Source organism: Kribbella amoyensis (assembly GCF_007828865.1).
In the GTDB taxonomy this organism is placed as follows: Bacteria; Actinomycetota; Actinomycetes; order Propionibacteriales; family Kribbellaceae; genus Kribbella; species Kribbella amoyensis.
Map to the genome: position 1 here is coordinate 6,403,045 of NZ_VIVK01000001.1, position 26,153 is coordinate 6,429,197.

Genomic DNA, 26,153 nt, shown 5'->3' on the forward strand with positions numbered 1-26,153 from the left:
CCGGGCGTGTCGAAGATTAGGCAGAGGACTAATCCTCGCTCGTACGGTGGTCGTCCGCTTAAGGTGTGGACGTGATCAGGATCAGGCTCAAACCGGACGACGTGGGCCGGATCCGGTTCGCGTTCTCGCCGGTCTGGGAAGCGGTCACCAGTGTCCGCGCGCTCAGCAACAATTCGCTCGGCAGCGTGCACGGACCGTGGTTGCGCCGGGTCGCCCCGCTCACGGCCGGCGACGACATGCAGTTGCTCAAAGCCCTCATCCCGTCGTTCGGGTACATCCCCGACTTCATCACCCCGGCCCCACCCCGCCGCTCGACCAGCCTCGAATCCGGCCTGGCCGCGATCGAGGCGACCCCACTCGACCTGGTCCGTGACGAGCTGGGCCGGCTCAACCGCGGGAACCCGCACCCGGTGATCCCCGAACTGATCGCCGACCCCGAAGCCGCACTGGTCCGCATCACCGACGCCCTGCGCACGTACTGGCACCGCGCCCTCGAACCGGACTGGCGCCGAATGCGTGCGCTGCTGCAGGAGGACCTGGCGTTCCGGCTGGACGAATTGGCCAGCGGCGGCCTGGACCGGCTCTTCCGCAACCTCCACCCGTCGGTCCGCTTCGCCGGCGACCGCATCGAGATCGACCGCCCCTTCGTCTGCCCCGACGGCGAACCCCAAGCAGGCCAAGGAGTCCTCCTCGTCCCCTGCGTCTTCACCTGGCCTGTGGCGTTGCCCGTAACCGGTGCCCCGCACGTCCCGACGATCACGTATCCGCCACGCGGCCTGGGGCGTTTGTGGGTCAGCCAACAAGACACCAACGACTCGGCGCTCGCCGACCTGGTGGGGCGTACAAGAGCCGCCATCGTGAGCCACCTAGACCTCCCGATGTCCACGACCCACCTGGCGCACCAACTGGACCTCTCGGCCCCAACCCTGAGCGTCCACCTCGCAATCCTCCGCAACGCAGGAGTAGTCGACTCCCACCGAGACGGCAGAACAGTCCTCTACTACAGAACGCCCCTCGGCAACCACCTCCTCACAGCAGCCGGAGTAAACCCCCTAGCCACCACAGCCTGAACCGCACCCAATAGACGCGGGGTGCGGCAGGTGAGTACGCGGCTGCGGGATGCAGCGGACTTCAGCTTGAACCAACAGCATCAGCCCAACGCAGGAACCGAAGCTAACCGAACGTCGCGGGGTCGACCTGGACTCGGAGGGGGCCTGGGACCTTCTTGGTGCTGCGGGACGACTGGGCTTCCTTCAGGATCCGCGCCAGCGCCGACCCGTACGTCCGCGGTGTACGCACCACCGCGCGGACCGTCTCGTCGTCGGTAGGCACCGGCCCAAGAACCTCCAGCCCGGACGACGAATCGGTCAGCTGGCGGATCCTGGTGATCAGGTCCGCGACCGCTTCCGCCGAGCCGGTGATTTCGGCGAGTTTGGCTGCCGGAGCCAACCGGGCCGCACGACGTTCCTCGAGCTCGCGAGTCGCGTACCCCTCCGGGCTCCACCGCACGACCGCCTGCAACGGAGTTGCCGACGGCTCGCCCATCATGATCACCGCACCACCGTCACGCGCCGACCGGACCAGCGCCGCCGCGTTGAACCAGCGCCGTACCGCCTCCTCCGGCGCCCGCAGATCCGGCCGCGCCAGCAGCAACCACGTGTCCAGCAACAACGCAGCGCTGTACCCACCTTCCGCAACCGGCTCGGCGCCCGGAGTGCTCACGATCAACGCGGGCTCCGACGACACCGCGTCCAGGATCTTGTCCCCGCCCGAAGTCCGCACGAGCACACCCGCGAACGCTCTCCCCAACTCCTCCGCCGTCCGACGCGCACCGACCACGGCAGCACGCATCCGCGGATCCCCACACTCCGGGCACCGGTGATCCGCGGCCGGCCGACCGCAGACCGCGCAACTCGCCGGACCAGTCGAACCCGTATGCCGCAGCGGACCACCACATGCCGTGCACCGCGACGGAGTACGGCATGTCTGACAGACCAAGCTCGGCAAGTACCCCGCCCGTGGTACCTGGACCAGCACCGGCCCGGTCTTCAGCCCTTCGCGCGCGACCTCGAACGCGCGGTGCGGCAACCTGGCTGCCCGAGCCGCCGGGTCGCGGGCGAGATCGCGGTCCGACTCCCCCGCGATGTGGACCGCCGGTGCCGCGGCCCGGATCACCGTGCGATCCGCGATCAGCTCGGCCGCCCATCCGGATTCGAGCAGGGCCGCCGTTTCCGCCGACCGTGCGAACCCGCCGACCACCATCGCGCACTGCTGCCGGTACGCCCGGAGGAGCAGCACCTCTCGCGCATGCGGATACGGCGCGCGTGGTTCGGCATACGAGTCGTCGCCGTCGTCCCACAACGCGACCAGCCCGAGATCGGCGACCGGCGCGAAGGCGGCTGCCCGCGTCCCGATGACGACGCGGGTGCAGCCACGAAGGGCGGAGAGGAAGGCGCGGTACCGGGCGGTCGGGCCGAGGTCGGCGGAGAGCGTGACGAACCCACGCTCGCCCAGCACCGCGGTACACGCGGCCGCCAAGCGCTCCAGGTCGCGCGCATCGGGTGCGAGCAGGAGCGCGCCGCGGCCGGTCGATGCGCAGACGGCGGCGGCCTGGGCGAAGGCGACGGCCCAGTCGGCACCCGGTACGGCGGTCCAGATCGCGCGGGGCGCCTCGCCTCGGCGGACGGCGTCGAGGAAGCCGTTGGCGTGCTGGTACGGCGACCACTCGGACAGCGAGGTGGACACGACCGGCGGGCCCGGCTGGTTGCAGCGGAGCGGCTCGCCCTCGACCTTCGCGTGCCGGGGTGGGACCGCGAGCCGCGTGACGTCGGCGAAGACCCCCGCGTACCGATCGGCGACCGCGCGGCACAGGTCGGCCACCTCGGGCGTCAGCACCTGCTCGGCGGAGACGACCTTGCGGATCCGGGCCAACTTGCCGTCGTGCTCGGACGCCTCCAACCGCTCCAGGACGAACCCGTCCACGTCCTTGCCGGCGAACCGGACCTTCACCCGGACCCCGGGCTGCGCCGCCTCGGCGAGGTCGTCGGGCACCAGGTAGTCGAACGGCCGGTCGAGGTGCGGCAGCGAGACGTCGACCGCGACCCGGGCGATCGGCAGCGACGAGGTGATCCCGGCCGGCTCCTTCGTCCGCGACCGGCGCACGGTGTCGCGCAGCAGGGTCAGCTGCTCTGGGGAGTCCGATGCCACTCGGGAACTCTAGTCCGCCCGCCCGACAACCACCGGGAGGCCTGTGGACAGACACACGGAAGCCCGCCACCCCGAGGGGCGGCGGGCATCCGGAGACTGCGGTCGTTACTTGGTCGCGGCGGCCTTGAGGGCGTCGACGCGGTCCAGGCGCTCCCAGGTGAAGTCGTCACCGGTGCGGCCGAAGTGGCCGTTCGCGGCGGTCTGGGTGTAGATCGGCCGGAGCAGGTCCAGGTCGCGGATGATCGCGGCCGGACGCAGGTCGAAGACCTCGAGCACGGCCTCGGTGATCTTGTCGACCGGCACGGTCTCGGTGCCGAACGTGTCGACGTAGAAACCGACCGGGGCGGCCTTGCCGATCGCGTACGCGACCTGGCACTCGGCGCGCGCGGCCAGGCCGGCGGCGACGATGTGCTTGGCGACCCAGCGCATCGCGTACGCGGCCGAGCGGTCCACCTTCGACGGGTCCTTGCCCGAGAAGGCGCCGCCACCGTGCCGGGCCATGCCGCCGTAGGTGTCGATGATGATCTTGCGGCCGGTCAGACCCGCGTCGCCCATCGGGCCGCCGATCTCGAAGCGGCCGGTCGGGTTCACCAGCAGCTTGTAGTCGCTGGAGTCGATCTCGAACTGCTCGAGGATCGGGTCGACGACGTGCTTCTTCACGTCCGGCGTCAGCATCGAGTCGAGGCTGATGTCGGCGGCGTGCTGGCTGGACACCACGACGGTGTCGATCCGGACCGCCTGGTCACCGTCGTACTCGACCGTGACCTGGGTTTTGCCGTCCGGGCGCAGGTACGCCATCGTGCCGTCCTTGCGGACCTCGGACAGCCGCTCGGACAGCCGGTGCGCGATCGTGATCGGCAGCGGCATCAGCTCCGGGGTCTCGTTCGACGCGTAGCCGAACATCAGGCCCTGGTCGCCCGCGCCCTGCAGGTCGAGCGCGTCGGTGGAGGAGTCGGCGCGGCTCTCGTACGCCGTGTTGACGCCCTGCGCGATGTCCGGCGACTGGCTGCCGATCGCGACCTGGACACCACAGGAGGCGCCGTCGAAGCCCTTCAGCGACGAGTCGTAGCCGATCTCCAGGATCCGGTTCCGGACGATGCCGGGGATGTCCACGTACGCCGTCGTGGTGACCTCGCCGGCCACGACGACCAGGCCGGTCGTGATCAGGGTCTCCACCGCGACGCGGCTCTTCGGGTCCTCGGCCAGAAGGGCGTCGAGGATGGAGTCGCTGATCTGGTCAGCGATCTTGTCCGGGTGACCTTCCGTCACCGACTCGGACGTGAAAAGGCGCCGTGCCACGGTTCTCCCTCAGGTATTCGGTCTGCCATCTACGACGGAGCTCACACCCCGTCCGTCGCACCGGCTTCAGCGATGCACCTCGGCAGTATGCCAGCAGTTCAGCCCAACGCCACCGCCAGACGGCCGATCTGTCCACATCGCAGGATCACCGGCTCACATGTCGGACAATCTGTACTGAAATGGTAGATTTTAACGGGCCGCAGACAAGCCTCCTCGCCCGACGCATACTGCCTTCATGGACGACTGCTGTGATCCTCGCGGCTATCGCGCCACCTTCGGCGCGGGGTTCGCGCGGCGCGTCGCCGGCCGGTACCGCAAGCGCGGCCTGACCCGGACCCAGCGGCGCCTGGTGTCCTTCTTGGAACAGCGGGAGGTACGAGGCGCCACGGTGCTCGAGATCGGCGGCGGAGTGGGCGAGCTCCAGGTCGAGCTGCTCCGCCGGGGCGCCGACCGGGCGACGAACCTGGAACTCTCTACCGGTTACGAGGACGAAGCGGCCGAGTTGCTCGAACAGTCCGGGCTGACCGGGCGGGTGGCCAGGCGGTTCGTGGACATCGCGACAGTGCCGGACGAGGTCGAGCCGGCGGACATCGTGGTGCTGCATCGAGTCGTCTGCTGCTATCCGGACTACCAGAAGCTGCTCACGGCGGCCGGTGGCCATGCGCGGCGACTCCTGGTGTTCTCGCATCCGCCACGCAACCCCCTGATCACCGGCGGCCTCTGGTGCGACAGCCTGTTGCGTCGCCTGCGCGGCAACTCGTTCCGGGCCTTCGCCCATCCACCGGACGCCATGATCGAGGTACTGAGGGCGCAGGGCCTGACCGTCAGCTACCGGCATCGCGGTCTGGCCTGGACCGTCGTCGGACTGGAGCGCTGACCAAGAATCCGCGGGCCGAGTCAGGCGTGCGGCCCGACGGTGATCTCGCCGATGGTCAGGTCGGGCTTGGCGTCCTGGATCTCGGCCAGGCGGGTGACCTCGTCGTCCAGTGCTCGGCGACGGGCGGCGGTGAGGCGGCCGAGTGGTTCGACGGTCACGGAGAGCTTCCGGCCGGAGCGGCGTTGGTGCCAGACCCCGGCGACGATGCCGTCGATCAGCATGACCGGGAAGTTGCCCGCCTGTCCCCCGGCCAACGCGCGCGTCCACGCCTTGCCCGGGAAGAGCAGGTCGCGCGGGTGCGATCCGACGGCGTACGCGTCGAAGTACGGCAGCAGGCGGACGCCGCTCGCGGACGCGTCCGGCAGCTCGGTGTCGCCACGGACGAGCCAGGCCTGGTTGCCGTTCAACTCCACCTCGGCCAGGTCGCTGCGCTCGAACACGCGGGCCATGAACGCGGGCGACGTACTGAGCCACTTCGCGACCTGCTGCGGCGTCGCCGGTCCGTAGGAGTAGAGGTACCGCCGGACGATCTCGGTCAGCGCCTTCTCGCCGTCCTCGGGCTCGAACGGCGGCGCGAAGCGATGCGGGTTCGTGTACGTCGTCAGCCTGCCCCGGTTCGGGCCGTAACAGAGCACGCCCGCACACGCGGCGGCCGGGATCACCTGGCGCCAGCGCGGCCACATCACCTGGAACGCGGGCATCACCAGGTCCCCCGCCCACGATCCGGCCCGCGCGACCACCTCCTCGGTCAGTTCGTCGATGGTGAGGTCGTCGGCGGCGAGGGCGTCCCCGATCGCCGCGATCACCGCCGCGGTCTGCTCGTCCGTCATCCGCGCCTCGGGCACGGGCGAACCGCCGGACCACGGCAGCGCCGACAACGCACCAGTCCACAGCGGCAGGTCCTCGGTCGGCAGGAGGTGCACGGTCCCCCGCGGCCCGAACGTCTTCACCAGCGTCCGATCCACCCAGAGCGCCGTCTGCACGTCGGCCCGGGTGGCACCGTCGATCCGCAGCGCGACCGACACCTCAGCCGCGGACAGGATCTGCGCATGCGCCCCGCACATCGCCCGGACAACGTCCGCCGGACTACTCGCGGCGGGAGTCTGCAGCTGATGCCGAGCCATCCGCCGAGCCACCACGGACGACCACTCGAGTTCGCTCATACCGAGAACGCTAGGGGACAAAGAGGACAACTCCTGACCTCTTCGCCACCCGATGTGTCCTGTGACGGCTGATGCTTGACAGTCGCGTGCCAGCTGATGGTTGTCACCGGCATGACCGCGCGGAACGCGGCATGTCAGCGTGTCCTCTGGCGGCCGGTCTCGTAGACGAAACGCCCCTCAAGTTCGCAGCTTTGAAGCGCGTCTGCGACGGCCTGGGCTGCATCTGCCGGGCATGAAAGCGCCATGAGTTTGGCGCTGTACGCCTCGACCAGGCATCCCATCCCACCGAACTCGGTGAGGATCTGACGTATCTGATCCGAGTCGCCATGCTCGAGCCAGATCCGGAACGTATAGTTGCGGCTGTCCTTCGAGATACCCGTCGCCACCAGGGATCCCTCCGCAGAGGCCAGGACTGCAACCTCGTCGCCGTAGTTCAGGTCGTAGGCGAACATTGGGATGGCTCGAATCTCAACCCTGTCTTGGCTAGCCAGTCGCTTGGCGACCAAGACCTCCCATGTCTGGCCGCTTTCGCCATGTTCGGGCAACCCGAGCAACACCGTGACATCGGCCTCAAGCGAGTCCGGCACGGGGACGAGTTGCCCATCAATCAGCGAGCACGTCACCGTGGGGTGTTCCTTGTACTGGTGATCCACCCTGTGACCCTATTCGTAGGCCGACCGAACACCCGTACACCGGCCGCTGAGCGTACGAGCGTCGTCCCCTCAGTCTCCTAGACCAGGGTGTCAACCATCAGCTGGCACGGAAACGTCAGACATCAGGTGGCACACGACATCCGCCGCCCGATGCGTGTGCTCCTTCGACCAGGAACTCAGGCCGGCTTCCGTCGGCTGACCAGCTGGTAGGCCTTGCAGCCCAAGCACAGCCCGGTGGATGCGTTGAGGGCTGCCACGGCGAAGGCGAGAGCGGTCAGGCCGTAGCCGGCCGCATCGGCGCCGAGTACAAAGGCGGTCAGCGCCACCGCTGTGAACGCGAAGCCCACGAACTGAGCGAATCTCGGCGGCCGGGTATCCTCCAACCCGGCCGGCGCTCCGATCCGCGGCCAGATGAAACGGGCGAAGAGCTGCGCCCACACCGACCACTGAAAACTCACGAAGGCGGTGAACGCGAACACGGCGACCTGGGAGGCGAGCAGGCCGAGACCCAACGGTCGAGCAGCACCGACGACGAGCAGCACGACGGCGAGCACGCAGGCTGTGGCCGCGGCGCTGAAGCGCAGGAGGCGCGGATCGACCTGGGCGCGGAGCGGGCACGCGCCACCACTGGTGCTGCGCATAGGCTTCTCCAGACAGTGAGATGCCGACCGGCCGCTCCCCATCAGGGTAACCGGCCGACACCTCCGGCTGTTCGGACCGAACCTGGCCTCAGGACCAGCGGGTGGCGACCAGGTTCCAGATGACGCCGGCCAGGGCGTCCTTGCTGCCGGACGGGACCGGGAGGGCGGTGCCTTCGCGGTCCAGGATGACCGCCTCGTTCAGGTCGCTGCCGAAGACCTTGCCGCCGGAGACGTCGTTCACCACCAGCAGGTCGCAGCCCTTGCGCTCCAGCTTGGCCCGGCCGAGCTCGAGCACGCTGTGCTCCGCGTCGCCGGTCTCGGCCGCGAACCCGACGATGACCTGGTCGGTGCGCTGCCGGTCGTGCGAGATCGTCGCCAGGATGTCCGGGTTCTGCACCAGGCTGACCGCGGGGACCGACCCGTCGGCGGTCTTCTTGATCTTGTGCTCGGCGACGTCGGCCGGGCGGAAGTCGGCCGGGGCCGCCGCCATCACGATCGCGTCCGCGTCCACGGCCCGGCCGGTGATCTCGTCGTACAGGTCACGGGTCGAGGTGACCGGGACGACCTGGACGCCGGCCGGGTCGGGCAGCTCGGAGTTCGCCGCGACCAGGGTGACCTTCGCACCCCGGGCGGCCGCGATCCGGGCCAGCGCGTAGCCCTGCTTGCCGGACGAGGAGTTGCCGAGGTACCGGACCGGGTCGAGGTGCTCGCGGGTCCCACCGGCGCTGATCAGCACGTGCTTGCCGGTCAGGTCGGCCACCGCCTCGCCGGCCGCGCGGGCCGCCTCGTCGGCGAGCATCAGCTGGCTGATCGCGAAGATCTCGGACGGCTCGGGCAGCCGGCCGCGGCCGGTGTCGGCACCGGTCAGCCGGCCGACCGCGGGGTCGAGCACGGTGATCCCACGGGACCGCAGAGTGGCGACGTTCGCCTGGGTGGCCGGGTGCTCCCACATCTCGGTGTGCATCGCGGCCGCGAACAGGATCGGGCAGCGCGCGGTGAGCAGCGTGTTGGTGAGCAGGTCGTCGGCCAGGCCATGGGCCGCCTTGGCGATCAGGTTCGCCGTGGCGGGCGCGACGACGACGAGGTCCGCGCCCTTGCCGATCCGGACGTGCGGGACCTCCTCGACGGCGTCGAAGGGGTCCGGCGTCACCGGCTGGCCGGACAGCGCCGCCCAGGTGGCGGCGCCGACGAACTCCAGCGCGGCAGCGGTCGGGACCACCCGGACGCGGTGCCCGGACTCGGTCAGCCGGCGGAGCAGGTCGCAGACCTTGTAGGCCGCGATGCCACCGCCGACCCCCAGAACGACCGACGGCCGCTTCGGCGGCTCGCCGGAAGCGGCGGCGCCGGAAGCGGCGTGGTCCGGTGAGGTGTCCCCGGTCGAGGTCATCGACGCGTGGTTACTCCGCTGCGGACTTCTCCGCAGCGGCCGCGGCGGCCTCCGCCTCGGCCTCGGGGTCGATGTCGGTGCAGGTCAGCACGCCCTCGTTGATCTCGCGCATCGCGATCGAGAGCGGCTTCTCCTGGACGTGGGTCTCGACCAGGGGGCCGACGTACTCCAGCAGGCCCTCGCCGAGCTGGGAGTAGTACGCGTTGATCTGCCGCGCCCGCTTGGCCGAGTACAGGACCAGCTTGTACTTGGAGTCGGTACGGGTGAGCAGGTCGTCGATCGGCGGAGAGGTGATGCCGATGGCGACAGGCTGGTTGCCAGACAAGTTCAGCTCTTTCCAGAAGGAAGGGGTGATCGGATCAACTTTACCAACTGATCGGCCGCCTCCCGAACCGAGGCGTTCACGATCGTCACGTCGAACTCCTTCTCGGCCGCCAGCTCGAGCACCGCGGTCTCCAGCCGGCGCTCCCGCTCCTCGGCCGTTTCGGTGCCCCGGAAGACCAGTCGGCGGACCAGTTCGTCCCAGCTCGGCGGGGCGAGGAAGACGAACTGAGCCTCCGGCATCGTCTCCCGGACCTGGCGGGCACCCTGCAGGTCGATCTCCAGCAGCGCGGGCCGGCCCTCGGCCAGCTTGTCGATCACCGGCTGCTTCGGCGTGCCGTAGCGAGCCGCCTTGTGCACGACCGCCCACTCCAGCAGCTCGCCGTCGGCGATCATCCGGTCGAACTCCTCGTCCGACACGAACAGGTAGTGCACGCCGTGGATCTCGCCCGGCCGCGCCTTGCGGGTGGTCGCGGAAACCGAGATCCAGACGTCCTCGAACCGCTCCCGGATGTCGGCCGCGACCGTGCCCTTGCCCACCGCGGTCGGCCCGGCCAGCACCGTCAGCCTCGCGCCGCCGGTCCCGAGCCCCGCTGTCTCCCGCACGTCCGTCTTCCCGTCGTCCGTCCGCTCCATGGTCATCTTCACATCAGTGTCCAACGAGCCGGAAAGGACTTCGGTCCGGCTCACTCGGCGAATTCGCGCTCGAGCGCGGCGATCTGGTTCGAACCCAGCCCACGGACGCGCCGGGTCTCGGAGATGCCGGCGCGCTGCATGATCTGCTGCGCGCGCACCTTGCCGACGCCGGGGATGCACTGCAGCAGCGCGCTCACCCGCATCTTGCCGATCACGTCGTTCGTCTGTCCCTCGTGGAGCACCTCGGTCGGAGACGCCCCCGAGTGCCGGATCCGGTTCTTGATCTCAGCGCGCTCCCGGCGGGCGGCCGCGGCCTTGTCCAGCGCAGCGGCCCGCTGCTCCGGGGTCAAAGTAGGAAGTGGCACCGTTTCACCTGTCCCGTTGTGTGGCTTCGCCGCTGAACCTAACACGGGACGGGCGGCGCTCAGGTCAGCGCGGGGACGTCGACCTTGCAGGAATCCTTCGCGTGTGTCGCGATCGACTTGTACGCCGACGTCACGGCGCCGGTCTGCTTGCTCAGCCGAGCCAGCTCGACACGGTCCGTACCCGCCTTCTGTGCCTGCTCCGCGAACGACACCACGGTCCCCCAGTCGTCCTTCACCTCGGCGGGCGCGCTCTCCTGCAGCTTCTTCGCGTCGCCGAGGATCTTGGTGTAGTCGGCCGGGTTCTGCGGGTCCACGTCGGCCGCGGAGGCGGCGTACCCGGCCAGGTCGACACAGTACGCCTGCTCCTCGGTGCAGGCGGTGAGCGCGGTGGCTCCGGCGATCAGGGTCGCGGTCAGCAGCGCGGTACGCATCGCGGTGTCCATCCTCGGGGGTCGGGAGGGTCGGTCCTCGGGGGTGTTGGCGACGAAGCTACCGGGGGTGACCAAGGAAACGGGAAACCCCGCTTTTCGCCGCCTGCCGACCCGCCGGTCCGGAGCGCGGTGGTCGCCGAGAGCGACGGAACGACGACAACGGCGGCGCCCCGCAGTGGGGTGCCGCCGTTGTGACGTCTTGGATCAGGAGTTCTCGAGGTCCACCTTGCAGGTGTCCTTGGCGTGCTTGGCGATCGCCTCGGAGGCCGGGCCGACCTTGGCGCCGTCACCCTTGGCCAGCTCGGCCAGCTTGTTGGTGTCGCCGTCGGCTTCCTTGGCCTTCTCGGTGTAGTCGAGAATGACCTTCCAGTCGTCCTTCAGGTCGTCCGGAGCCGACTTCGACAGCTTCTCCGCCTCGCCGCGCATCTTGTCGACGGCGTCCTTGTCCTTGATGTCGAGGCCCTTGGCCGCCTCGGCATAGCTCTTCAGGTCGCCGCAGTAGTCGCCGCCCGAACACGCCGTCAAAGCACCGACGCTGATTGTCACTACCGCCGCGAGGGCCGCAACCTTACGCATTCCAGTCCTAACTGTCGCCGCGGGGAGTCTTTCGCTTCCCGTCCTCCGCGACTCTTCCGAATCACAGGGTCACCGACCCCCGCGAGCGGCCCGTGAAGAACCTCGCAGGCCGGAAGTGGAACCTCGCCGTGACGTCGCGCGTCGGCAGCGTTGCCGTCAGCAAGCAGTTGACCGGTCAGGTACCCGGCCGGCGGCAGTTGCCGACAGCAACACCGCGGCGGCGAAGCAGTACCGAGCGCTGCGCGGCTCAGGTCGTGGCGCCCGCTCCGCACTGCTGTTGCCCGTGCGCGTCGATCGCCCGTCCGGCCTCGGTGACGGCCTCCGGGTCGGCCGGCCTGAGCTGTGCGAGCTTCTGCGGATCGCCGTCCGCCGACCTCAGCAGGCCGAGATAGTCCGCGAGGACCCGCCAGTCGTCGCGCAATTCCTCCGGCGCCGACTCGGACAGGTTGTCGGCCTGATCGACCAACTGGTCGAGCGCTGCCGTGTCCGTGGGACCCGCGAAGCTCTGGAGAGCGGTGTAGTAGCTCTGCAGCCCGGTGCAGTAGTCCTCGTCCTGCCCGTCCTGCGCCGGCAGCGACAGCGCGACCAGGCCGAGCGCCACCGCGAGGACCAGCACCGCGGCGGCGATTGTGCTCCGGCGTCGCATCAGTAACCGAGCACAGTCCGGAAGGCGTCGTTCGTCCGCGCCGCCGCGTCCTGCAGAGCGACCACGTCCGGGCCGGCGCCGAGGATCTCCCGGGAGCTCGACGGGACCACGTTGCGGACGGCGGGACCGAAGACGTCCACCAGGCTCTCCGCGGTCGCGCCCTGGGCACCCAGGCCCGGCGCCAGCAACGGTCCGTGGATGTCGAGGTTCTCGGTGGTCTTGGCGATGGTGGCACCGACGACCGCGCCGAAGGAGCCGAGGTCTTCGGCGTCGGCGTTCAGCTCGCGCAACCCGTCGAGGACCGCGCCCGCCACCGTCGGACCTGCCGCAGTCCGGGCGGACTGGAACTGCGGGCCCTCCGGGTTCGACGTCAGGGCGAGGACGAACAAGCCGGCACCCGACTCCCGCGCCACGTCGATCGTGGGCTGGAGGGAGCCGAACCCGAGGTACGGGCTCACCGTGAGCGCGTCGCAGGCGAGCGGCGCCTTCTCGGCCAGGTAGGCCGCGGCGTACCCGGCCATGGTGGAGCCGATGTCGCCGCGCTTGGCGTCGATGATGACCAGCGCACCCGCTTCGCGGAGCCGGATCGTGGCCTGCTCGAGCACCGCGATCCCGGCCGAGCCGAACCGCTCGAAGAACGCGGACTGCGGCTTGAACACGGCGACCCGGTCGGCCAGCGCGTCGACCACGCCGTACGTGAAGGTGGCCAGGCCCTCGGCGGTGTCGGGCAGGCCCCACCCGTCGAGGAGGTGGGCGTGCGGGTCGATCCCGACGCAGAGCGGGCCGCGCTGGTCCATGACGGCGCGGAGCCGGGTTCCGAAGGGCTGGTTGCTCATAGGGACGTCACGCACTCTCATCAAGGTCCTCAGTGGGGTCGGAGTGATCGGCGAGCAGCCGGTTCGTCCGGCGGACCAGACCCGGGCCGCGGTAGATCAGGCCGGTGTACAGCTGGACGAGGCTCGCACCCGCGTCGAACAGGCGGGCCGCGTCCGAGGGCTCCAGGACGCCGCCGACACCGATGATCGGCAGCGCTCCCCCGGTCTCGCCATGGATGTGGGCCACCGTCTTGGCGGAGGTCTCGGTCAGCGGTCGGCCGGACAAACCACCAGCCTCGGCCGCGAGGGCCTGGTCGGCGGGTGCCAGACCCGACCGGCCGATGGTCGTGTTGGTCGCGATGATGCCCGCGACACCGACCTCGGTGCAGACGCCGAGCAACTCGTCGATCGCCTGCTCGGTCAGGTCGGGGGCGATCTTCACCAGGATCGGCTTGCCGGCCCGGCCACCAGAACTCATCCCGGCGGCCTCGGTGTGCAACGCGGCCAGCAGCTCGCGGAGGTGGCCCGCGTCCTGCAGGCTGCGCAGGCCCGGCGTGTTCGGCGAACTCACGTTGACCGCGAAGTAGTCGCCGTACCGGTAGAGCCGGCGCAGCGACGTCACGTAGTCCTCGACGGCGTCCGCCAGCGGCGTCACCTTGGACTTTCCGATGCTGATGCCGAGCGGGTACCCGAGGTCGCCGTAGCCGGCCAGCCGTTCGGCCAGCGCGGCCGAGCCGAGGTTGTTGAAGCCCATCCGGTTGATCACGGCCTCGCTCTCGACCAACCGGAACAGCCGCGGCTTCTCGTTCCCCGGCTGCGGCTGGGCCGTGACGGTACCGACCTCGACGAAGCCGAAGCCGAGGGCCCGCCAGGCCGGCAGGGCGACACCGTTCTTGTCCATCCCGGCGGCCAGCCCGACCGGGCTCGGGAAGCGGACGCCGAAGACGGTCCGCCCGAGCCCGGCCGGGAGGGCGCCGTACGTCCGCGAGAGCGCGCCGACCGTGCCGGGGACCCGGCTCAGCCGCCGCAACCCGTGCAACGTCTGCTCGTGCGCGACCTCGGCGTCCCCGCGCCCCAGCCGGTACAGCACCGGCCTGACCACCCGGCGGTACACCTGGCTCAACCCTCCACCACGGCGCCGGTCTCGGTCCCGCGGATCCGGCCGACCCAGTCCTGCAGGGACCGGACGCCGATGTCGCCGGCCCGCTGCGCCTCGATCCCCTGGACCGCGGCCGCCAGACCCTGGACCGTGGTGATGCACGGGATGTTCCGGGCCACGGCCACGCTGCGGATCTCGTACCCGTCGATGCGCGGCGACCCGCCCTGGGTGATCCCGATCGGGGTGTTGACGATCAGGTTCAGCTCACCGTCCTGGACCATCTGGACGATCGTCGGCTCCCCGTTCGGGCCCGGTCCCTGGCTGCTCTTGCGGACCGTGACCGCCTCGACCCCGTTACGCCGCAGGACGTCGGCGGTGCCCTCGGTCGCGTAGATCTGGAAGCCGAGGTCGGCCAGCCGCTTGACCGGGAAGATCATGTGCCGCTTGTCCCGGTTCGCGACCGAGACGAAGACCTTGCCCGACCCCGGCAACGGCTGCGACGCGCCACCCTGCGACTTGGCGAACGCCGTGCCGAAGGTGTCGTCGATGCCCATCACCTCACCGGTCGACTTCATCTCCGGGCCGAGCACGGTGTCGACCGACGAGCCGTCCAGGGTGCGGAACCGGTTGAACGGCATCACGGCCTCCTTGACCGCGATCGGCGTCGAGGGCGGCAACGTCCCGCCGTCCCCGGTCGCCGGCAGCATCCCCTCGGCCCGCAGCGAGGCGATCGACGCCCCGAGCATCACCCGGGCGGCCGCCTTCGCCAGCGGCGTCGCCGTCGCCTTGGAGACGAACGGCACCGTCCGCGAGGCCCGCGGGTTGGCCTCCAGCACGTACAGCACGTCGCCGGCCAGCGCGTACTGGACGTTCAGCAGCCCGCGGACGCCGACGCCCCGCGCGATCGCCTCGGTCGACTGCCGGATCTTCTCGATGTCGGCGTTGCCCAAGGTGATCGGCGGCAGCGCGCAGGACGAGTCGCCGGAGTGCACCCCGGCCTCCTCGATGTGCTCCATCACGCCACCGAGGAACAGCTCCTCGCCGTCGAACAGCCCGTCCACGTCGATCTCGACCGCGTCGTCGAGGAACCGGTCGATCAGCACCGGGTGCTCCCACGAACCGGCGCCACCGCTCAACCGGCCGAGCGCGGCGGTCAGCTCCGCCTCGCTGTACACGATCTCCATCCCGCGGCCACCGAGCACGTACGACGGCCGGACGAGCACCGGGAACCCGATCTCGGCCGCGACCGCGTGCGCCTCGGCGGCGGACATGGCGGTGCCGTGCTTCGGCGCCGGCAGCGAGGCGTCCGCGAGCACCTTGCCGAACGCGCCCCGCTCCTCGGCCAGGTGAATGGCCTCCGGCGACGTGCCGACGATCGGTACGCCCGCGTCGGCCAGGCGCTGCGCGAGCCCCAGCGGGGTCTGCCCACCGAGTTGCACGATGACCCCGGCGACCGGGCCCGCCTGCATCTCGGCGTACACGATCTCGAGCACGTCCTCGCAGGTGAGCGGCTCGAAGTAGAGCCGGTCGGAGGTGTCGTAGTCGGTCGAGACGGTCTCCGGGTTGCAGTTCACCATCACGGTGCAGTACCCCGCGTCGCGCAGCGCCATCGACGCGTGCACGCAGGAGTAGTCGAACTCGATGCCCTGGCCGATCCGGTTCGGGCCGGAGCCCAGGATCAGGACGGCCGGGGTCTCGCGCGGTGCGACCTCGGTCTCCTCGTCGTAGGAGGAGTAGTGGTACGGCGTGGTCGCGGCGAACTCGGCCGCGCAGGTGTCGACGGTCTTGTACACCGGCCGGATCCCGAGCGCCTGCCGCACCCCGCGGACGACGTCCTCGGTCAGCTGGCGGATCTCGGCCAGCTGCAGGTCCGAGAACCCGTGCCGCTTCGCCAGCCGCAGGATCTCCGGGGTCAGCCGGGGCGCGGCCGCGACCTGGAGCGCGGTCTCGTGGATCAGGAACAGCTGGTCCACGAACCACGGGTCGATCTTGGTCGCGGCGAAGATCTGCTCGGCCGTCGCCCCGGCCCGGATCGCGTCCATGACGGTCCGCAGCCGGCCGTCGTGCGGCGTCCTGATCGCCTCCAGCAGCGGCTCCAGCTCGGTCGCCGGCGAGCCCGCCCAGGAGAACCGGGCCTCGGGCTTCTCCAGCGAGCGCAGCGCCTTCTGCAGCGCCTCGGTGTAGTTGCGCCCGATCGCCATCGCCTCGCCGACGCTCTTCATGTGCGTCGTCAGGGTGGCGTCCGCGGCCGGGAACTTCTCGAACGCGAACCGCGGCACCTTCACCACCACGTAGTCCAGCGTCGGCTCGAAGCTGGCCGGGGTCTGCTGGGTGATGTCGTTGGGGATCTCGTCCAGGGTGTACCCGATCGCGACCTTGGCGGCGATCTTGGCGATCGGGAACCCGGTCGCCTTCGACGCCAGCGCGGACGAGCGGGACACCCGCGGGTTCATCTCGATCACGATCAGCCGGCCGTCCGCCGGGTTCACCGCGAACTGGATGTTGCAGCCACCGGTGTCCACCCCGACCTCGCGGATGATGCCGATCGCGAGGTCCCGCATCACCTGGTACTCGCGGTCGGTCAGCGTCATCGCCGGCGCCACCGTGACCGAGTCACCGGTGTGCACGCCCATCGGGTCGACGTTCTCGATCGAGCAGATGATCACGACGTTGTCGGCCTTGTCGCGCATCACCTCCAGCTCGTACTCCTTCCACCCGACGATCGACTCCTCGATCAGCACCTCGGTGGTCGGGCTCGCGTGCAGGCCCGCCCCGGCGATCCGGCGCAGGTCGGCCTCGTCGTAGGCCATCCCGGAGCCGACGCCGCCCATCGTGAACGAGGGCCGCACGACCAGCGGGTACCCGAGCTGGGCCGCGGCGCCGAGGACGTCGTCGAGCGAGTGGCAGATCACCGAGCGGGCGACCGAGGCGCCGAGCTTCTCGACGATCTGCTTGAAGGACTCCCGGTTCTCGCCGCGCTGGATCGCGTCCACCGAGGCGCCGATCAGCTCGACGCCGTACTTGTCCAGCACCCCGTTGTCGTGCAGGGCGATGGCGGCGTTCAGCGCGGTCTGGCCGCCGAGGGTGGCGAGCAGGACGTTCGGACGCTCCTTCTCGATCACCTTCTCGACGAACTCCGGCGTGATCGGCTCGACGTACGTCGCGTCGGCGAACTCCGGGTCGGTCATGATCGTGGCCGGGTTGGAGTTGACCAGGATGACCCTGAACCCCTCCTCCTTGAGCACCCGGCAGGCCTGGGTCCCGGAGTAGTCGAACTCGCAGGCCTGGCCGATCACGATCGGGCCGGAGCCGATCACCAGGACCGAGTCGATGTCTGTACGGCGGGGCATCAGCGGCGACCTTCCATGAGCTCTACGAACCGGTCGAACAGGTACGCCGAGTCGTGCGGACCGGCCGCCGCCTCGGGGTGGTACTGCACCGAGAAGGCCAGCACCCGGCCGTCCTTCCCGGTCAGCCGGAGCCCTTCGACCACGTTGTCGTTGAGCGAGACGTGACTGACCTCGGCGGTCCCGTACGGCGTCTCGACGGCCTCCTCGATCGGCGCGTCCACGGCGAACCCGTGGTTCTGCGCGGTGATCTCGACCTTGCCGGTGGCCCGGTCGAGCACCGGCTGGTTGATGCCGCGGTGGCCGTACTTCAGCTTGAACGTGCCCAGACCGAGCGCGCGGCCGAAGACCTGGTTGCCGAAGCAGATGCCGAAGTACGGCTTGTCCCGCTCCAGCAGCGCCTTCAGCAGCGTGGTCGGGTGCTCGGTGGTCTCCGGGTCGCCCGGGCCGTTGCTCATGAAGATGCCGTCCGGGTCGCGCGCGAGGATCTCCTCCAGCGTCGCGGTGGCCGGCAGCACATGCACCTCGATGCCGCGCTCGGCCATCCGCTTCGGCGTCATCGTCTTGATGCCGAGGTCGAGCGCGACCACGGTGAACCGCTTCGCCCCCTCGGCCGGCACCACGTACGGCTCGAAGGTGGTCACCTCGGTGGCCAGGTCGGCGCCGGTCATCGGCGGCTGTTCGAGCACCTTCGCCAGCAGCTCGGCCGGGTCCAGGATCTCGGTGGAGATGCCGGCCCGCATCGCGCCGCGCTCGCGCAGGTGCCGGGTCAGCGCGCGGGTGTCGATCCCGGCGATGCCGACGATGCCCTGGGCCTGGAGCTGGTCGTCCAGGGAGCGGGTGGCGCGCCAGTTCGACGGCACCCGGGCGGGGTCGCGGACGACGTACCCCGCGACCCAGATCTTCTGCGACTCGTCGTCCTCGTCGTTCACCCCGGTGTTGCCGATGTGCGGGGCGGTCTGGGTGACGATCTGGCGGTGGTACGAGGGGTCGGTCAGGGTCTCCTGGTAGCCGGTCATCCCGGTGCTGAAGACGGCCTCGCCGAAGGTCTCGCCGGTCGCTCCGTAGGACGTGCCGGCGAACGCGCGGCCGTCCTCGAGGACCAGCAGTGCAGGCTGACTCAACGCTCTGCTCCGATCAGGGTGGCAATGGATTCGGTCAAGGGGGCCGTGTCGGCCTTGCGGCGCGGGCGGAACCCGGTGTCGAGTTCGCGGCCGTCGTGCCGCCAGCTCACCACCACCAGCCCGGACGCCTCCGCGGTCACCTTGCCGGCGATACCGCGGTCGGTCCGGACGCCGGTCAGGTGGTCCGCGGGGATGAACACGTCCGCGGCGCCCTGGCGGTGGAAGGTCAGGCCGGCGTCACTGACGGCCAGGTCGGCGGTGCTGCGGACGCCGAGCTCGTGCACGGCGATCCGGTCCATCCAGTCGCCCGCGGTCGTGGTCGCGACGTACACGCCCTCGATCCCGCGGAGGGTGCCGGTCGCCGGGACCGCGGGCAGCGGTGCCAGGCCGGACTGACGGTGCTGCCGGTTCCGCCAGCCGCGGTACATCCCGAAGTACGCGACGGCGATGATCAACAGCGTCCCGGCGATCCCCAGGAAGGTCCTCACTCGCCTGGATTCCTTCCCCGCCCCGCCGCCCCGGTCGTGAGCTTCCCGTCAAGGACAGTCGGTGTCCCGTGCAGGAAGGTGGCGACCACGCGGCCCGGCAGTGTCATGCCCTCGAACGGCGTGTTCCGCGAGAGCGAGGTCGACTCGTCCGGGACCACGACCCGCTCGACCGCCGGGTCGACGAGCACCAGGTTCGCGGGGGCGCCGGCCTCCAGCCGGCGGCCGTGCTCGCTCGCCTGCCCGATCGCGGCCGGGCGGTAGCTCATCCGGTCGGCCACGTCGGCCCAGGTCAGCAGCTTGGTGTCCACCATCGTGTGCTGGACGACGCTGAGCGCGGTCTCCAGGCCGGTCATCCCGAACGCGGCCGCGCTCCACTCGCAGTCCTTGTCCTCGACCGGGTGCGGCGCGTGGTCGGTGGCGACGATGTCGATGGTGCCGTCGGCCAGGCCCTCGCGGACCGCCTCGACGTCGGCCTTGGTCCGCAGCGGCGGGTTCACCTTGTAGACCGGGTTGTACGACGTGGCCAGGTCCTCGGTCAGCAGCAGGTGGTGCGGGGTGACCTCGGCAGTGACCTCGAATCCGCGCCGCTTCGCCGCCCGGACGATCTCCACCGAGCCCTTGGTGGACAGGTGGCAGATGTGCAGCTTGGACCCGACGTGCGCGTTCAGCAGGATGTCGCGGGCGATGATCGCCTCCTCGGCGACACTCGGCCAGCCGGTCAGGCCGAGCACCCCGGACAGCGCGCCCTCGTTCATCTGCGCGCCCTCGGTCAGTCGCGGCTCCTGGGCGTGCTGGGCGATCACGCCGTCGAACGCCTTCACGTACTCGAGCGCGCGCCGCATCAGCGCCGCGTCCCAGACACAGTCGCCGTCGTCGGAGAACACCCGGACCCGGGCCGCCGAGTCCGCCATCGCGCCGAGCTCGGCCAGCTGGGTCCCCTTCCGGCCGACCGTGACCGCGCCGATCGGGTACACCTCGGCGTACCCGGCCTCGCGCCCGAGCCGCCAGACCTGCTCGACCACGCCGGCGGTGTCCGCGACCGGGTCGGTGTTGGCCATCGCGTACACCGCGGTGAACCCGCCCATCGCGGCGGCGCGGGTCCCGGTGAGGACCGTCTCGGCGTCCTCCCGGCCCGGCTCGCGCAGGTGGGTGTGCAGGTCGACCAGGCCGGGCAACGCGATCAGGCCGCGGGCGTCGACCGTCTCGGCCCCCTCGGGCTTGGCCAGGTTCGGGCCGACGGCAACGATCTCGCCGTTGTCGACGAGCAGGTCGGCCGCGTCACCGCCCAGGATCTCGGCGCCGGTGATGAAGTACGCGGTCATGCGGTCTGCTCCTCGGTAGTGGTCTCGTTGCTTCCGGACAACAGCAGGTAGAGGACGGCCATCCGGATCGCGACGCCGTTGGTGACCTGCTCGACGATGACCGAGCGGGTGGAGTCGGCGACCTGCGCGCTGATCTCGACGCCGCGGTTCATCGGGCCGGGGTGCAGCACGATCGCCTCGTCGGGCAGCTGCGCCATCCGGTGCACGTCCAGCCCGTACCGCCGGGTGTACTCGCGGGCGCTCGGGAAGTACGCGTCGTTCATCCGCTCACGCTGGACCCGCAGCATCATCACGGCGTCGCTCTTCGGCAGCACGGCGTCCAGGTCGTAGGACGTGACGCACGGCCAGTTGGTCATGTCGACCGGCAGCAGCGTCGGCGGGGCGACCACGGTGACCTCGGCGCCGAGCGTGGACAGCAGCAGCACGTTCGACCGGGCCACCCGGCTGTGCAGGACGTCGCCGACGATCGTGATCCGGCGGCCCTCGAGCGACCCGAGGTGGCGGCGCATCGTGAAGGCGTCCAGCAGCGCCTGGGTCGGGTGCTCGTGGGTCCCGTCGCCCGCGTTCACCACCGAGCCGCGGAGCCAGCCCGAGTTCGCCAGGACGTGTGGGGCGCCGGACGAGCCGTGCCGGCAGACGACGCCGTCGGCGCCCATCGCCTGCAGGGTCAGCGCGGTGTCCTTCAGGCTCTCGCCCTTGCTCACGCTGGAGCCCTTGGCGGAGAAGTTGATCACGTCGGCCGACAACCGCTTGGCCGCCGCCTCGAACGAGATCCGGGTCCGGGTGGAGTCCTCGAAGAACAGGTTCACCACGGTCCGGCCGCGCAGGGCGGGCAGCTTCTTGATCGGCCGGTCCGCCAGCGAGCGCATCTCCTCGGCGGTGTCCAGGATCAGGTGGGCGTCGTCGCGGGACAGGTCGCCCGCGCTCAACAGGTGGCGCATCACGCGGTGGCTCCCTTGGCGGCCGGCTTGTCGGCGATCACGACGGCGTCGGACCCGTCGTACTCGGTCAGGTGGACGGTGACCCGCTCGACCAGCGAGGTGGGCAGGTTCTTGCCGACGTAGTCGGCGCGGATCGGCAGTTCGCGGTGGCCGCGGTCGACCAGGACGGCGAGCTGGACCGCCCTCGGCCGGCCGATGTCGCCGATCGCGTCCAGCGCGGCCCGGATGGTCCGGCCGGAGAACAGCACGTCGTCGACCAGGACGACGACCTTGCCGTCGATCCCGCCGGCCGGGATGGCGGTGTGCTCCAGGGCGCGGGCCGGTTTGAGGCCGATGTCGTCGCGGTACATGGTCACGTCGAGTGACCCTGTCGGTACGCTCTGCCCCTCGACCGCGGCGATCCGCTCCGAGATCCGGGCGGCGAGACCGACGCCGCGGGTGGGAATGCCGAGGAGTACGACGGGGTCGGCGCCCCGGTTGCGCTCGAGGATCTCGTGCGCGATCCGGGTCAGCGCCCGGGAAATGTCGGATGCATCCAGCACTGTGCGCGGTGCCGCGTGTGAGTCGGTCGACTCCGGCATCGAGGCAGGGCTCATCGCAACCGTTCCTCCTTTCCCGCCTCACGGGACGGGTCTTTAAAGGACGTTCGGACTACTTGACATGCTATCGGAAGTGACACGCCGTCTTGACGCTGGCCTCCGCTCCGGAATATTGTTACTCTGTGTAACCGTGGGGGGTTTCACCCAACGGCCCCGGTCAAACCGTTGACCGGAGCCACAAGGTATCGATCAAAGTCGGAGGGAAGTACCAGCGTGCCTAGCGAATACGCGAAGACACTGGGCGGCAAATTGCGCGCCATCCGCCAGCAGCAGGGCCTCTCGCTGCACGGCGTGGAAGAGAAGTCCAAGGGTCGCTGGAAGGCGGTCGTCGTCGGCTCGTACGAGCGTGGCGATCGGGCCGTCACCGTCCAGAAGCTCGCGGAGCTCGCCGATTTCTACGGTGTGCCGATCCGTGAACTCCTGCCCGGTTCCGCCAGCGCGGCCGCGGCTGCTGCCGCACCGCCCAGGTTGATCCTCGACCTGGAGGCCCTGCAGCACCTGGACGCCGGAGAGGCCGGGCCACTGACCCGGTACGCGGCGACCATCCAGGCGCAGCGTGGCGACTACAACGGCAAGGTGCTGTCGATCCGTCAGGACGACATGCGCACCCTCGCCGTGATCTACGACGAGTCGCCGACCACCCTGACCGAGCGCTTCATCTCCTGGGGTGTGCTGAACCCGGAGGCGAAGGGCGACGTCGAGGAGCCGACCGAGGCTGCCGGCGCCTGACCGCGCCTGCCGTCGTGGCGTGACAAGACGGTCGGGGCTCGTAGCAGCTTGCCCGCGGCCGCCTGCCCGCCCCACTTCACTGGGACGGGCCACCAGCCAGACCTGTTGCCGGCAGCTGGACGTACCCGTTGAACGCCCAGCTGATCGCAACCGGACCGAAGTGAGGTAGTTCGCACTACCGCTCTGAAGAGCTGCACACGAGCAGCACGGGCCGGCCCCTGCACAGGGACCGCTCGATCAGGCCGGGGCCGTTCCCCCCGCGCCGCACACGGGGACGTCGAGTCGGCCCGGCACCGCACCGAGGCGGTACCGGGCCTGTTGTCTTTTCCGGACCTTTCGAACCCCGGCGGTCAGACGCCGAGGGTGGGCTTGAGCTGCAGCAGCCGGGCCAGCAGTCCGTTGACGAACGCCGGCGACTCGTCGGTGGACAGATCCCGCGCGAGCGCGACCGCCTCGCTGACGGCCACCACGTCCGGTACGTCGTCGTCGAACAGCAGCTCGTACGCACCGAGCCGCAGGATGTTGCGGTCGACGGCCGGCATCCGGTCCAGCGTCCAGCCGACCGAGTGGGTACCGAGCAACTCGTCGATCGACTCGATGTGCTCGGCGACCCCCTCGACCAGGGCCACCGTGAACTCGTTCACCGGCGGGTCGTTGTCGGCCACCCGATCGGCCAGGGTGCCGCCGACCGGCAGCCCCCGGACCTCGGACTCGTACAGCACGTCGAGGGCGCGCTTGCGGGCCTTGCTACGGGCAGACATGTTCGGTTGTCAGCTCTCCGGTCAGCTGCTGACGCGGCCGAGGTAGTCCCCGGAGCGGGTGTCGACCTTGACCTTCTCGCCGGTGGTCAGGAACAGCGGGACCTGGATCGTGTACCCGGTCTCCAGCTTGGCCGGCTTGGTCCCGGCGCTGGACCGGTCACCCTGCAGGCCCGGCTCGGTGTACTCCACCACGAGCTCGACCGAGGCCGGGAGCTCGACGTACAGCGGGATGTCGTTGTGCACCGCGACGATGGCATCCTGGTTCTCCAGCAGGAAGTGCGAGGCGTCGCCGACGGTGTCCGGCTCGATCTGCAGCTGGTCGTAGGTGCTCTTGTCCATGAACACGTACGCGGTGCCGTCGTTGTACAGGTAGGTCATGTCGCGCTTGTCGACGTTGGCCACCTCGACCTTGACGTCGGCGTTGAAGGTCTTGTCGACCACCTTGCCGGACAGCACGTTCTTCAGCTTGGTGCGGACCACGGCGCCGCCCTTACCGGGCTTGTGGTGCTGGAACCACACGACGGACCACAGCTGCCCATCCAGGTTGAGCACCATGCCGTTCTTGAGGTCGTTCGTCGTTGCCACGCGTGGGTACCCTTCGAGAATCAGATCAGCGGTCAGGCGATTGTAGCGGTCACCGGCCGGAACGAACGATTCGCACGGACCCACCGGGCCCTAGGCTGGGCCGAGCAGCAGCTCCGACAGCGGCGCCGGGAGGCCTGGTAGATGTTCGAGATCGTCCTGTTCGCGGTGATCGTGATCATCGGCGCCGTGGTGAAGAAGGTCAACGAACGCACGAGCTCCCCCAGTGGCGCGTCGGGCGCGCCGAGCCCTCGGGTCCAGCGCATGCTCGAACGCATCCAGGCCCAGCAAGGCGGCAACCAGCCGACCCAGTTCCAGGGCCAGTACACCCAGCCGACGGGTCCGGCGCCCGGTGTCGCACAGTACGGGCCCGGACCGACCGGAGTTCCGCAGCCGGCACCAGGGCAGTTCGCGGCGCCTGGGCAGTACCCGGCTCCGGTGCCGAACGGGCAGGGTCAGCAGGGGTCGAACTGGCTGCCTTCGTACGGACCGCCGCCCACACAGGCGGTCCCGGCGCATCGCCCGCCGCAGCACAGGCTCCCCGCGACGAACAACGACATCGACGCCCAGGTCCGCGAGCTGATGGCGGCCGGCAACGAGGTCGGCGCCGTCCGGCTGCTCTGCGACGAGCGCGATCTCGACATCATCGAGGCGCAGGAGTACGCCCGCAATCTCGTCACCCCCGCCGCGCCACAACAGCAACCCACCACGCCTCGCCGGGCCGAGCAAGGCGAGAACCCTCGCGACGAGGACGAGAACCGCTACATCGGCTCGACCGCCTTCTCGGAGTCCATCTTCGACACCGATCCCGAGGAGAACGTCTGGGCCAGCGGCTGGACCGAGCCGAAGGACGAGGACGACCGCAGCGACATCAACGAACTCTGGGAGACCGTCCGCACCCAGGGCCGCCCGCAGAAACCCTGATCCGTCAGGGCCAGTGGACCGTCACGAGGGTGTGGCGGGTGGTCACGTCGGGACGGCCCGGCGGATCGGTCGCGGGCGTCGTCTTCGGATGGACGGTGAACCGCGGGCCCGGGCCGTGCCGGTGGGTCTGGTCCCAGGCGGTGATCTCGCCGGCCAGGTGATCTGCCAGGCGTTTCGCGGTCGGGCCGTGGGCGATGATGCCGAGCTCGATCAGGTGCGGCGCCGGGCTCGGCCGTGAGGTCAGATAGGCGAGCGAGCCGCCTTCCACGACGGCGGCGCCACCCCACTGCAGTACTGGGCTGACCAATCCGCTCTTGATCGACGAGCGGTGGGCGGACAGCACGCAGTACCCGGGGAACCTGGTGGCCAGCCAGAGGTCCAGGTTGGAGAACGGCTCCTCGCGGTCGATCAGGATGCCGCACCAACTCAGCCGTGGTGGCTGGCGCAGGATCCCCTGCAGCGCTCCCCCGTCGATCACCTGGTCCTCGTCGAACGTCAGCACGATCTTGTCGCCGTCGAGCCGGACGACCTGCCCGTCGGTCGTCCCGGCGCCCTGCATCGAGACGAATCCGCACAGCACGCTCGACCGGCCGTGCAGCACCCCCTGGACCTTGTCGAACGCGATCGACCTGGTCTGCCCGCGCAGCCGCAGCGGGACGACGAGGCGGCCGCCCTCGGCGAGCTGGTCCAGCCAGGCGGGCGCGATGTCCTCGGCGGTCACGGTGAGCAGGACAAGGTCGTACGGTGCGCCCTCCGGCCAGCCGAACTGCCCGTCCGCCTGGAACACCCGCACTCCCTGGTACCCGGTGCCGGCCAGCGCCTGGCGAGCGCGCGAGGTCACCTCGGCGTCGATGTCGATCGAGGTCACCGCGCCGCCGGGTCCGGCGAGCTCGCTCATCAGGGCGGCGTTGTACCCGCCGGAGCCGATCTCCAGAATGCGATGGCCGGGCGCGATCCCGGCCTGCTCCAGCATCATCGCGACCACGGTCGGCTGGGACACGGTACTGATCGCGGTCCCGGCGTCGTCGCTCTTCATCAGCACCACGTCGTCGGTGTACGCGATCTCCAGCGACACGTTCGGGACGAAGAGGTGCCGTGGGACCGACCGGACCGCGGCCGCGACCGGGCGGCTCCGGATCGCGCCGGTGTCGACCAGCTTGGCGGCCAGGGCCGAGCGCAACGATCCGGCGTACCGGGAATCGTTGCCCAAGGCATTCATC

Annotated in this window: 27 protein-coding genes; 4 read left to right on the plus strand and 23 right to left on the minus strand. The window is 70.0% G+C overall.

All coding sequences use genetic code 11. From position 1 onward, the window contains the following. Nucleotides 1-71: 71 nt before the first annotated feature. Nucleotides 72-1,070, plus strand: coding sequence for an ArsR/SmtB family transcription factor (locus tag FB561_RS29755; protein ID WP_145812467.1), 999 nt, complete (start codon nt 72-74; stop codon nt 1,068-1,070). A 103-nt stretch (nt 1,071-1,173) separates the two neighbouring features. On the opposite strand, the gene FB561_RS29760 is transcribed toward FB561_RS29755, so the two are convergent. Together FB561_RS29760 and metK are read right to left on the minus strand one after the other, a co-directional pair. Next, nucleotides 1,174-3,207, minus strand: a complete 2,034-nt coding sequence (locus FB561_RS29760; RefSeq protein WP_145812469.1) for a primosomal protein N' — start codon at nt 3,205-3,207, stop codon at nt 1,174-1,176. A 105-nt stretch (nt 3,208-3,312) separates the two neighbouring features. After that, the gene (gene metK / locus FB561_RS29765) at nt 3,313-4,506 is read right to left on the minus strand and encodes a methionine adenosyltransferase (RefSeq protein ID WP_145812470.1); all 1,194 of its coding nucleotides are present in this window, start codon (nt 4,504-4,506) and stop codon (nt 3,313-3,315) included. Between the two features lie 235 nt (nt 4,507-4,741). Between metK and FB561_RS29770 the strand changes: the two genes are divergently transcribed. After that, complete coding sequence (locus FB561_RS29770; RefSeq protein WP_145812472.1) at nt 4,742-5,383, plus strand: class I SAM-dependent methyltransferase; 642 nt, start codon at nt 4,742-4,744, stop codon at nt 5,381-5,383. Between the two features lie 20 nt (nt 5,384-5,403). On the opposite strand, the gene FB561_RS29775 is transcribed toward FB561_RS29770, so the two are convergent. From FB561_RS29775 to pyrR, 18 genes are all read right to left on the minus strand, one after another. After that, nucleotides 5,404-6,546, minus strand: coding sequence for a winged helix DNA-binding domain-containing protein (locus FB561_RS29775; protein ID WP_145812474.1), 1,143 nt, complete (start codon nt 6,544-6,546; stop codon nt 5,404-5,406). A gap of 134 nt (nt 6,547-6,680) precedes the next feature. Then, nucleotides 6,681-7,199, minus strand: a complete 519-nt coding sequence (locus FB561_RS29780) for a DUF4265 domain-containing protein (protein ID WP_145812476.1) — start codon at nt 7,197-7,199, stop codon at nt 6,681-6,683. Nucleotides 7,200-7,375: 176 nt separating this feature from the next. Continuing rightward, on the minus strand, nt 7,376-7,840 hold the full coding sequence (locus FB561_RS29785) for a DUF4395 domain-containing protein (RefSeq protein ID WP_170284807.1): 465 nt from the start codon (nt 7,838-7,840) through the stop codon (nt 7,376-7,378). Nucleotides 7,841-7,928: 88 nt separating this feature from the next. Then, nucleotides 7,929-9,227, minus strand: coding sequence for a bifunctional phosphopantothenoylcysteine decarboxylase/phosphopantothenate--cysteine ligase CoaBC (coaBC, locus tag FB561_RS29790; protein WP_238335124.1), 1,299 nt, complete (start codon nt 9,225-9,227; stop codon nt 7,929-7,931). Between the two features lie 10 nt (nt 9,228-9,237). Beyond that, nucleotides 9,238-9,552 carry a DNA-directed RNA polymerase subunit omega gene (rpoZ, locus tag FB561_RS29795; protein WP_145812478.1) on the minus strand — a complete coding sequence of 105 codons (315 nt, stop codon included), beginning with the start codon at nt 9,550-9,552 and terminating at the stop codon, nt 9,238-9,240. A gap of 2 nt (nt 9,553-9,554) precedes the next feature. Next, on the minus strand, nt 9,555-10,190 hold the full coding sequence (gene gmk / locus FB561_RS29800; RefSeq protein WP_420371351.1) for a guanylate kinase: 636 nt from the start codon (nt 10,188-10,190) through the stop codon (nt 9,555-9,557). A gap of 44 nt (nt 10,191-10,234) precedes the next feature. Next, nucleotides 10,235-10,549, minus strand: coding sequence for an integration host factor, actinobacterial type (gene mihF, locus FB561_RS29805; protein ID WP_145812483.1), 315 nt, complete (start codon nt 10,547-10,549; stop codon nt 10,235-10,237). Nucleotides 10,550-10,608: 59 nt separating this feature from the next. Beyond that, nucleotides 10,609-10,980: a hypothetical protein gene (locus tag FB561_RS29810; RefSeq protein ID WP_145812484.1), complete on the minus strand. Its 372-nt coding sequence runs from the start codon at nt 10,978-10,980 to the stop codon at nt 10,609-10,611. A gap of 204 nt (nt 10,981-11,184) precedes the next feature. Further along, nucleotides 11,185-11,556 carry a hypothetical protein gene (locus FB561_RS29815; RefSeq protein WP_145812486.1) on the minus strand — a complete coding sequence of 124 codons (372 nt, stop codon included), beginning with the start codon at nt 11,554-11,556 and terminating at the stop codon, nt 11,185-11,187. 247 nt (nt 11,557-11,803) lie between these two features. After that, on the minus strand, nt 11,804-12,202 hold the full coding sequence (locus FB561_RS29820) for a hypothetical protein (RefSeq protein ID WP_145812488.1): 399 nt from the start codon (nt 12,200-12,202) through the stop codon (nt 11,804-11,806). Next, the gene (pyrF, locus tag FB561_RS29825; RefSeq protein ID WP_238335125.1) at nt 12,202-13,059 is read right to left on the minus strand and encodes an orotidine-5'-phosphate decarboxylase; all 858 of its coding nucleotides are present in this window, start codon (nt 13,057-13,059) and stop codon (nt 12,202-12,204) included. Before pyrF ends, FB561_RS29820 begins: the two co-directional genes overlap by 1 nt. Next, complete coding sequence (locus FB561_RS29830) at nt 13,046-14,140, minus strand: quinone-dependent dihydroorotate dehydrogenase (protein ID WP_202880779.1); 1,095 nt, start codon at nt 14,138-14,140, stop codon at nt 13,046-13,048. The genes pyrF and FB561_RS29830 overlap by 14 nt, the downstream gene beginning before the upstream one ends. Beyond that, entirely contained in the window at nt 14,137-17,466 is a 3,330-nt protein-coding gene (carB, locus tag FB561_RS29835) for a carbamoyl-phosphate synthase large subunit (RefSeq protein WP_145812489.1), read from the minus strand. The genes FB561_RS29830 and carB overlap by 4 nt, the downstream gene beginning before the upstream one ends. After that, nucleotides 17,466-18,587: a glutamine-hydrolyzing carbamoyl-phosphate synthase small subunit gene (gene carA, locus FB561_RS29840; RefSeq protein WP_145812491.1), complete on the minus strand. Its 1,122-nt coding sequence runs from the start codon at nt 18,585-18,587 to the stop codon at nt 17,466-17,468. The genes carB and carA overlap by 1 nt, the downstream gene beginning before the upstream one ends. Beyond that, the gene (locus FB561_RS29845) at nt 18,584-19,075 is read right to left on the minus strand and encodes a PH-like domain-containing protein (RefSeq protein ID WP_145812492.1); all 492 of its coding nucleotides are present in this window, start codon (nt 19,073-19,075) and stop codon (nt 18,584-18,586) included. The genes carA and FB561_RS29845 overlap by 4 nt, the downstream gene beginning before the upstream one ends. Continuing rightward, nucleotides 19,072-20,397 (minus strand): dihydroorotase, encoded by a 1,326-nt coding sequence (locus FB561_RS29850; protein WP_145812494.1) that lies wholly within the window; start codon nt 20,395-20,397, stop codon nt 19,072-19,074. Before FB561_RS29850 ends, FB561_RS29845 begins: the two co-directional genes overlap by 4 nt. Continuing rightward, entirely contained in the window at nt 20,394-21,338 is a 945-nt protein-coding gene (locus FB561_RS29855) for an aspartate carbamoyltransferase catalytic subunit (RefSeq protein WP_145813474.1), read from the minus strand. Before FB561_RS29855 ends, FB561_RS29850 begins: the two co-directional genes overlap by 4 nt. Further along, nucleotides 21,338-21,934 carry a bifunctional pyr operon transcriptional regulator/uracil phosphoribosyltransferase PyrR gene (gene pyrR, locus FB561_RS29860; RefSeq protein ID WP_145812496.1) on the minus strand — a complete coding sequence of 199 codons (597 nt, stop codon included), beginning with the start codon at nt 21,932-21,934 and terminating at the stop codon, nt 21,338-21,340. The genes FB561_RS29855 and pyrR overlap by 1 nt, the downstream gene beginning before the upstream one ends. 216 nt (nt 21,935-22,150) lie before the next feature. Between pyrR and bldD the strand changes: the two genes are divergently transcribed. Further along, nucleotides 22,151-22,666 carry a transcriptional regulator BldD gene (gene bldD / locus FB561_RS29865; protein WP_145812498.1) on the plus strand — a complete coding sequence of 172 codons (516 nt, stop codon included), beginning with the start codon at nt 22,151-22,153 and terminating at the stop codon, nt 22,664-22,666. Nucleotides 22,667-23,016: 350 nt separating this feature from the next. On the opposite strand, the gene nusB is transcribed toward bldD, so the two are convergent. Then, entirely contained in the window at nt 23,017-23,427 is a 411-nt protein-coding gene (gene nusB / locus FB561_RS29870; RefSeq protein WP_145812500.1) for a transcription antitermination factor NusB, read from the minus strand. Between the two features lie 21 nt (nt 23,428-23,448). Then, nucleotides 23,449-24,012: an elongation factor P gene (gene efp / locus FB561_RS29875; RefSeq protein WP_145812502.1), complete on the minus strand. Its 564-nt coding sequence runs from the start codon at nt 24,010-24,012 to the stop codon at nt 23,449-23,451. A 141-nt stretch (nt 24,013-24,153) separates the two neighbouring features. Between efp and FB561_RS29880 the strand changes: the two genes are divergently transcribed. Beyond that, the gene (locus tag FB561_RS29880; protein ID WP_145812504.1) at nt 24,154-24,933 is read left to right on the plus strand and encodes a hypothetical protein; all 780 of its coding nucleotides are present in this window, start codon (nt 24,154-24,156) and stop codon (nt 24,931-24,933) included. Nucleotides 24,934-24,937: 4 nt separating this feature from the next. Here FB561_RS29880 and fxlM read toward each other — a convergent pair whose 3' ends face one another. Then, nucleotides 24,938-26,152, minus strand: a complete 1,215-nt coding sequence (gene fxlM, locus FB561_RS29885; RefSeq protein ID WP_238335126.1) for a methyltransferase, FxLD system — start codon at nt 26,150-26,152, stop codon at nt 24,938-24,940. Nucleotide 26,153: the final 1 nt, after the last annotated feature.

Bases quoted from the DNA above. Each gene is read 5' to 3' on its own strand.
- nusB (WP_145812500.1), bottom strand. From the start codon at position 23,427: ATGTCTGCCCGTAGCAAGGCCCGCAAGCGCGCCCTCGACGTGCTGTAC.
- FB561_RS29810 (WP_145812484.1), bottom strand. From the start codon at position 10,980: ATGCGTACCGCGCTGCTGACCGCGACCCTGATCGCCGGAGCCACCGCG.
- gmk (WP_420371351.1), bottom strand. From the start codon at position 10,190: ATGACCATGGAGCGGACGGACGACGGGAAGACGGACGTGCGGGAGACA.
- FB561_RS29855 (WP_145813474.1), bottom strand. From the start codon at position 21,338: ATGCGCCACCTGTTGAGCGCGGGCGACCTGTCCCGCGACGACGCCCAC.
- fxlM (WP_238335126.1), bottom strand. From the start codon at position 26,152: ATGAATGCCTTGGGCAACGATTCCCGGTACGCCGGATCGTTGCGCTCG.
- FB561_RS29850 (WP_145812494.1), bottom strand. From the start codon at position 20,397: ATGACCGCGTACTTCATCACCGGCGCCGAGATCCTGGGCGGTGACGCG.
- FB561_RS29880 (WP_145812504.1), top strand. From the start codon at position 24,154: ATGTTCGAGATCGTCCTGTTCGCGGTGATCGTGATCATCGGCGCCGTG.
- FB561_RS29775 (WP_145812474.1), bottom strand. From the start codon at position 6,546: ATGAGCGAACTCGAGTGGTCGTCCGTGGTGGCTCGGCGGATGGCTCGG.
- FB561_RS29815 (WP_145812486.1), bottom strand. From the start codon at position 11,556: ATGCGTAAGGTTGCGGCCCTCGCGGCGGTAGTGACAATCAGCGTCGGT.
- carB (WP_145812489.1), bottom strand. From the start codon at position 17,466: ATGCCCCGCCGTACAGACATCGACTCGGTCCTGGTGATCGGCTCCGGC.
- FB561_RS29770 (WP_145812472.1), top strand. From the start codon at position 4,742: ATGGACGACTGCTGTGATCCTCGCGGCTATCGCGCCACCTTCGGCGCG.
- pyrF (WP_238335125.1), bottom strand. From the start codon at position 13,059: ATGAGAGTGCGTGACGTCCCTATGAGCAACCAGCCCTTCGGAACCCGG.
- coaBC (WP_238335124.1), bottom strand. From the start codon at position 9,227: ATGACCTCGACCGGGGACACCTCACCGGACCACGCCGCTTCCGGCGCC.
- pyrR (WP_145812496.1), bottom strand. From the start codon at position 21,934: ATGAGCCCTGCCTCGATGCCGGAGTCGACCGACTCACACGCGGCACCG.
- FB561_RS29820 (WP_145812488.1), bottom strand. From the start codon at position 12,202: ATGCGACGCCGGAGCACAATCGCCGCCGCGGTGCTGGTCCTCGCGGTG.
- FB561_RS29785 (WP_170284807.1), bottom strand. From the start codon at position 7,840: ATGCGCAGCACCAGTGGTGGCGCGTGCCCGCTCCGCGCCCAGGTCGAT.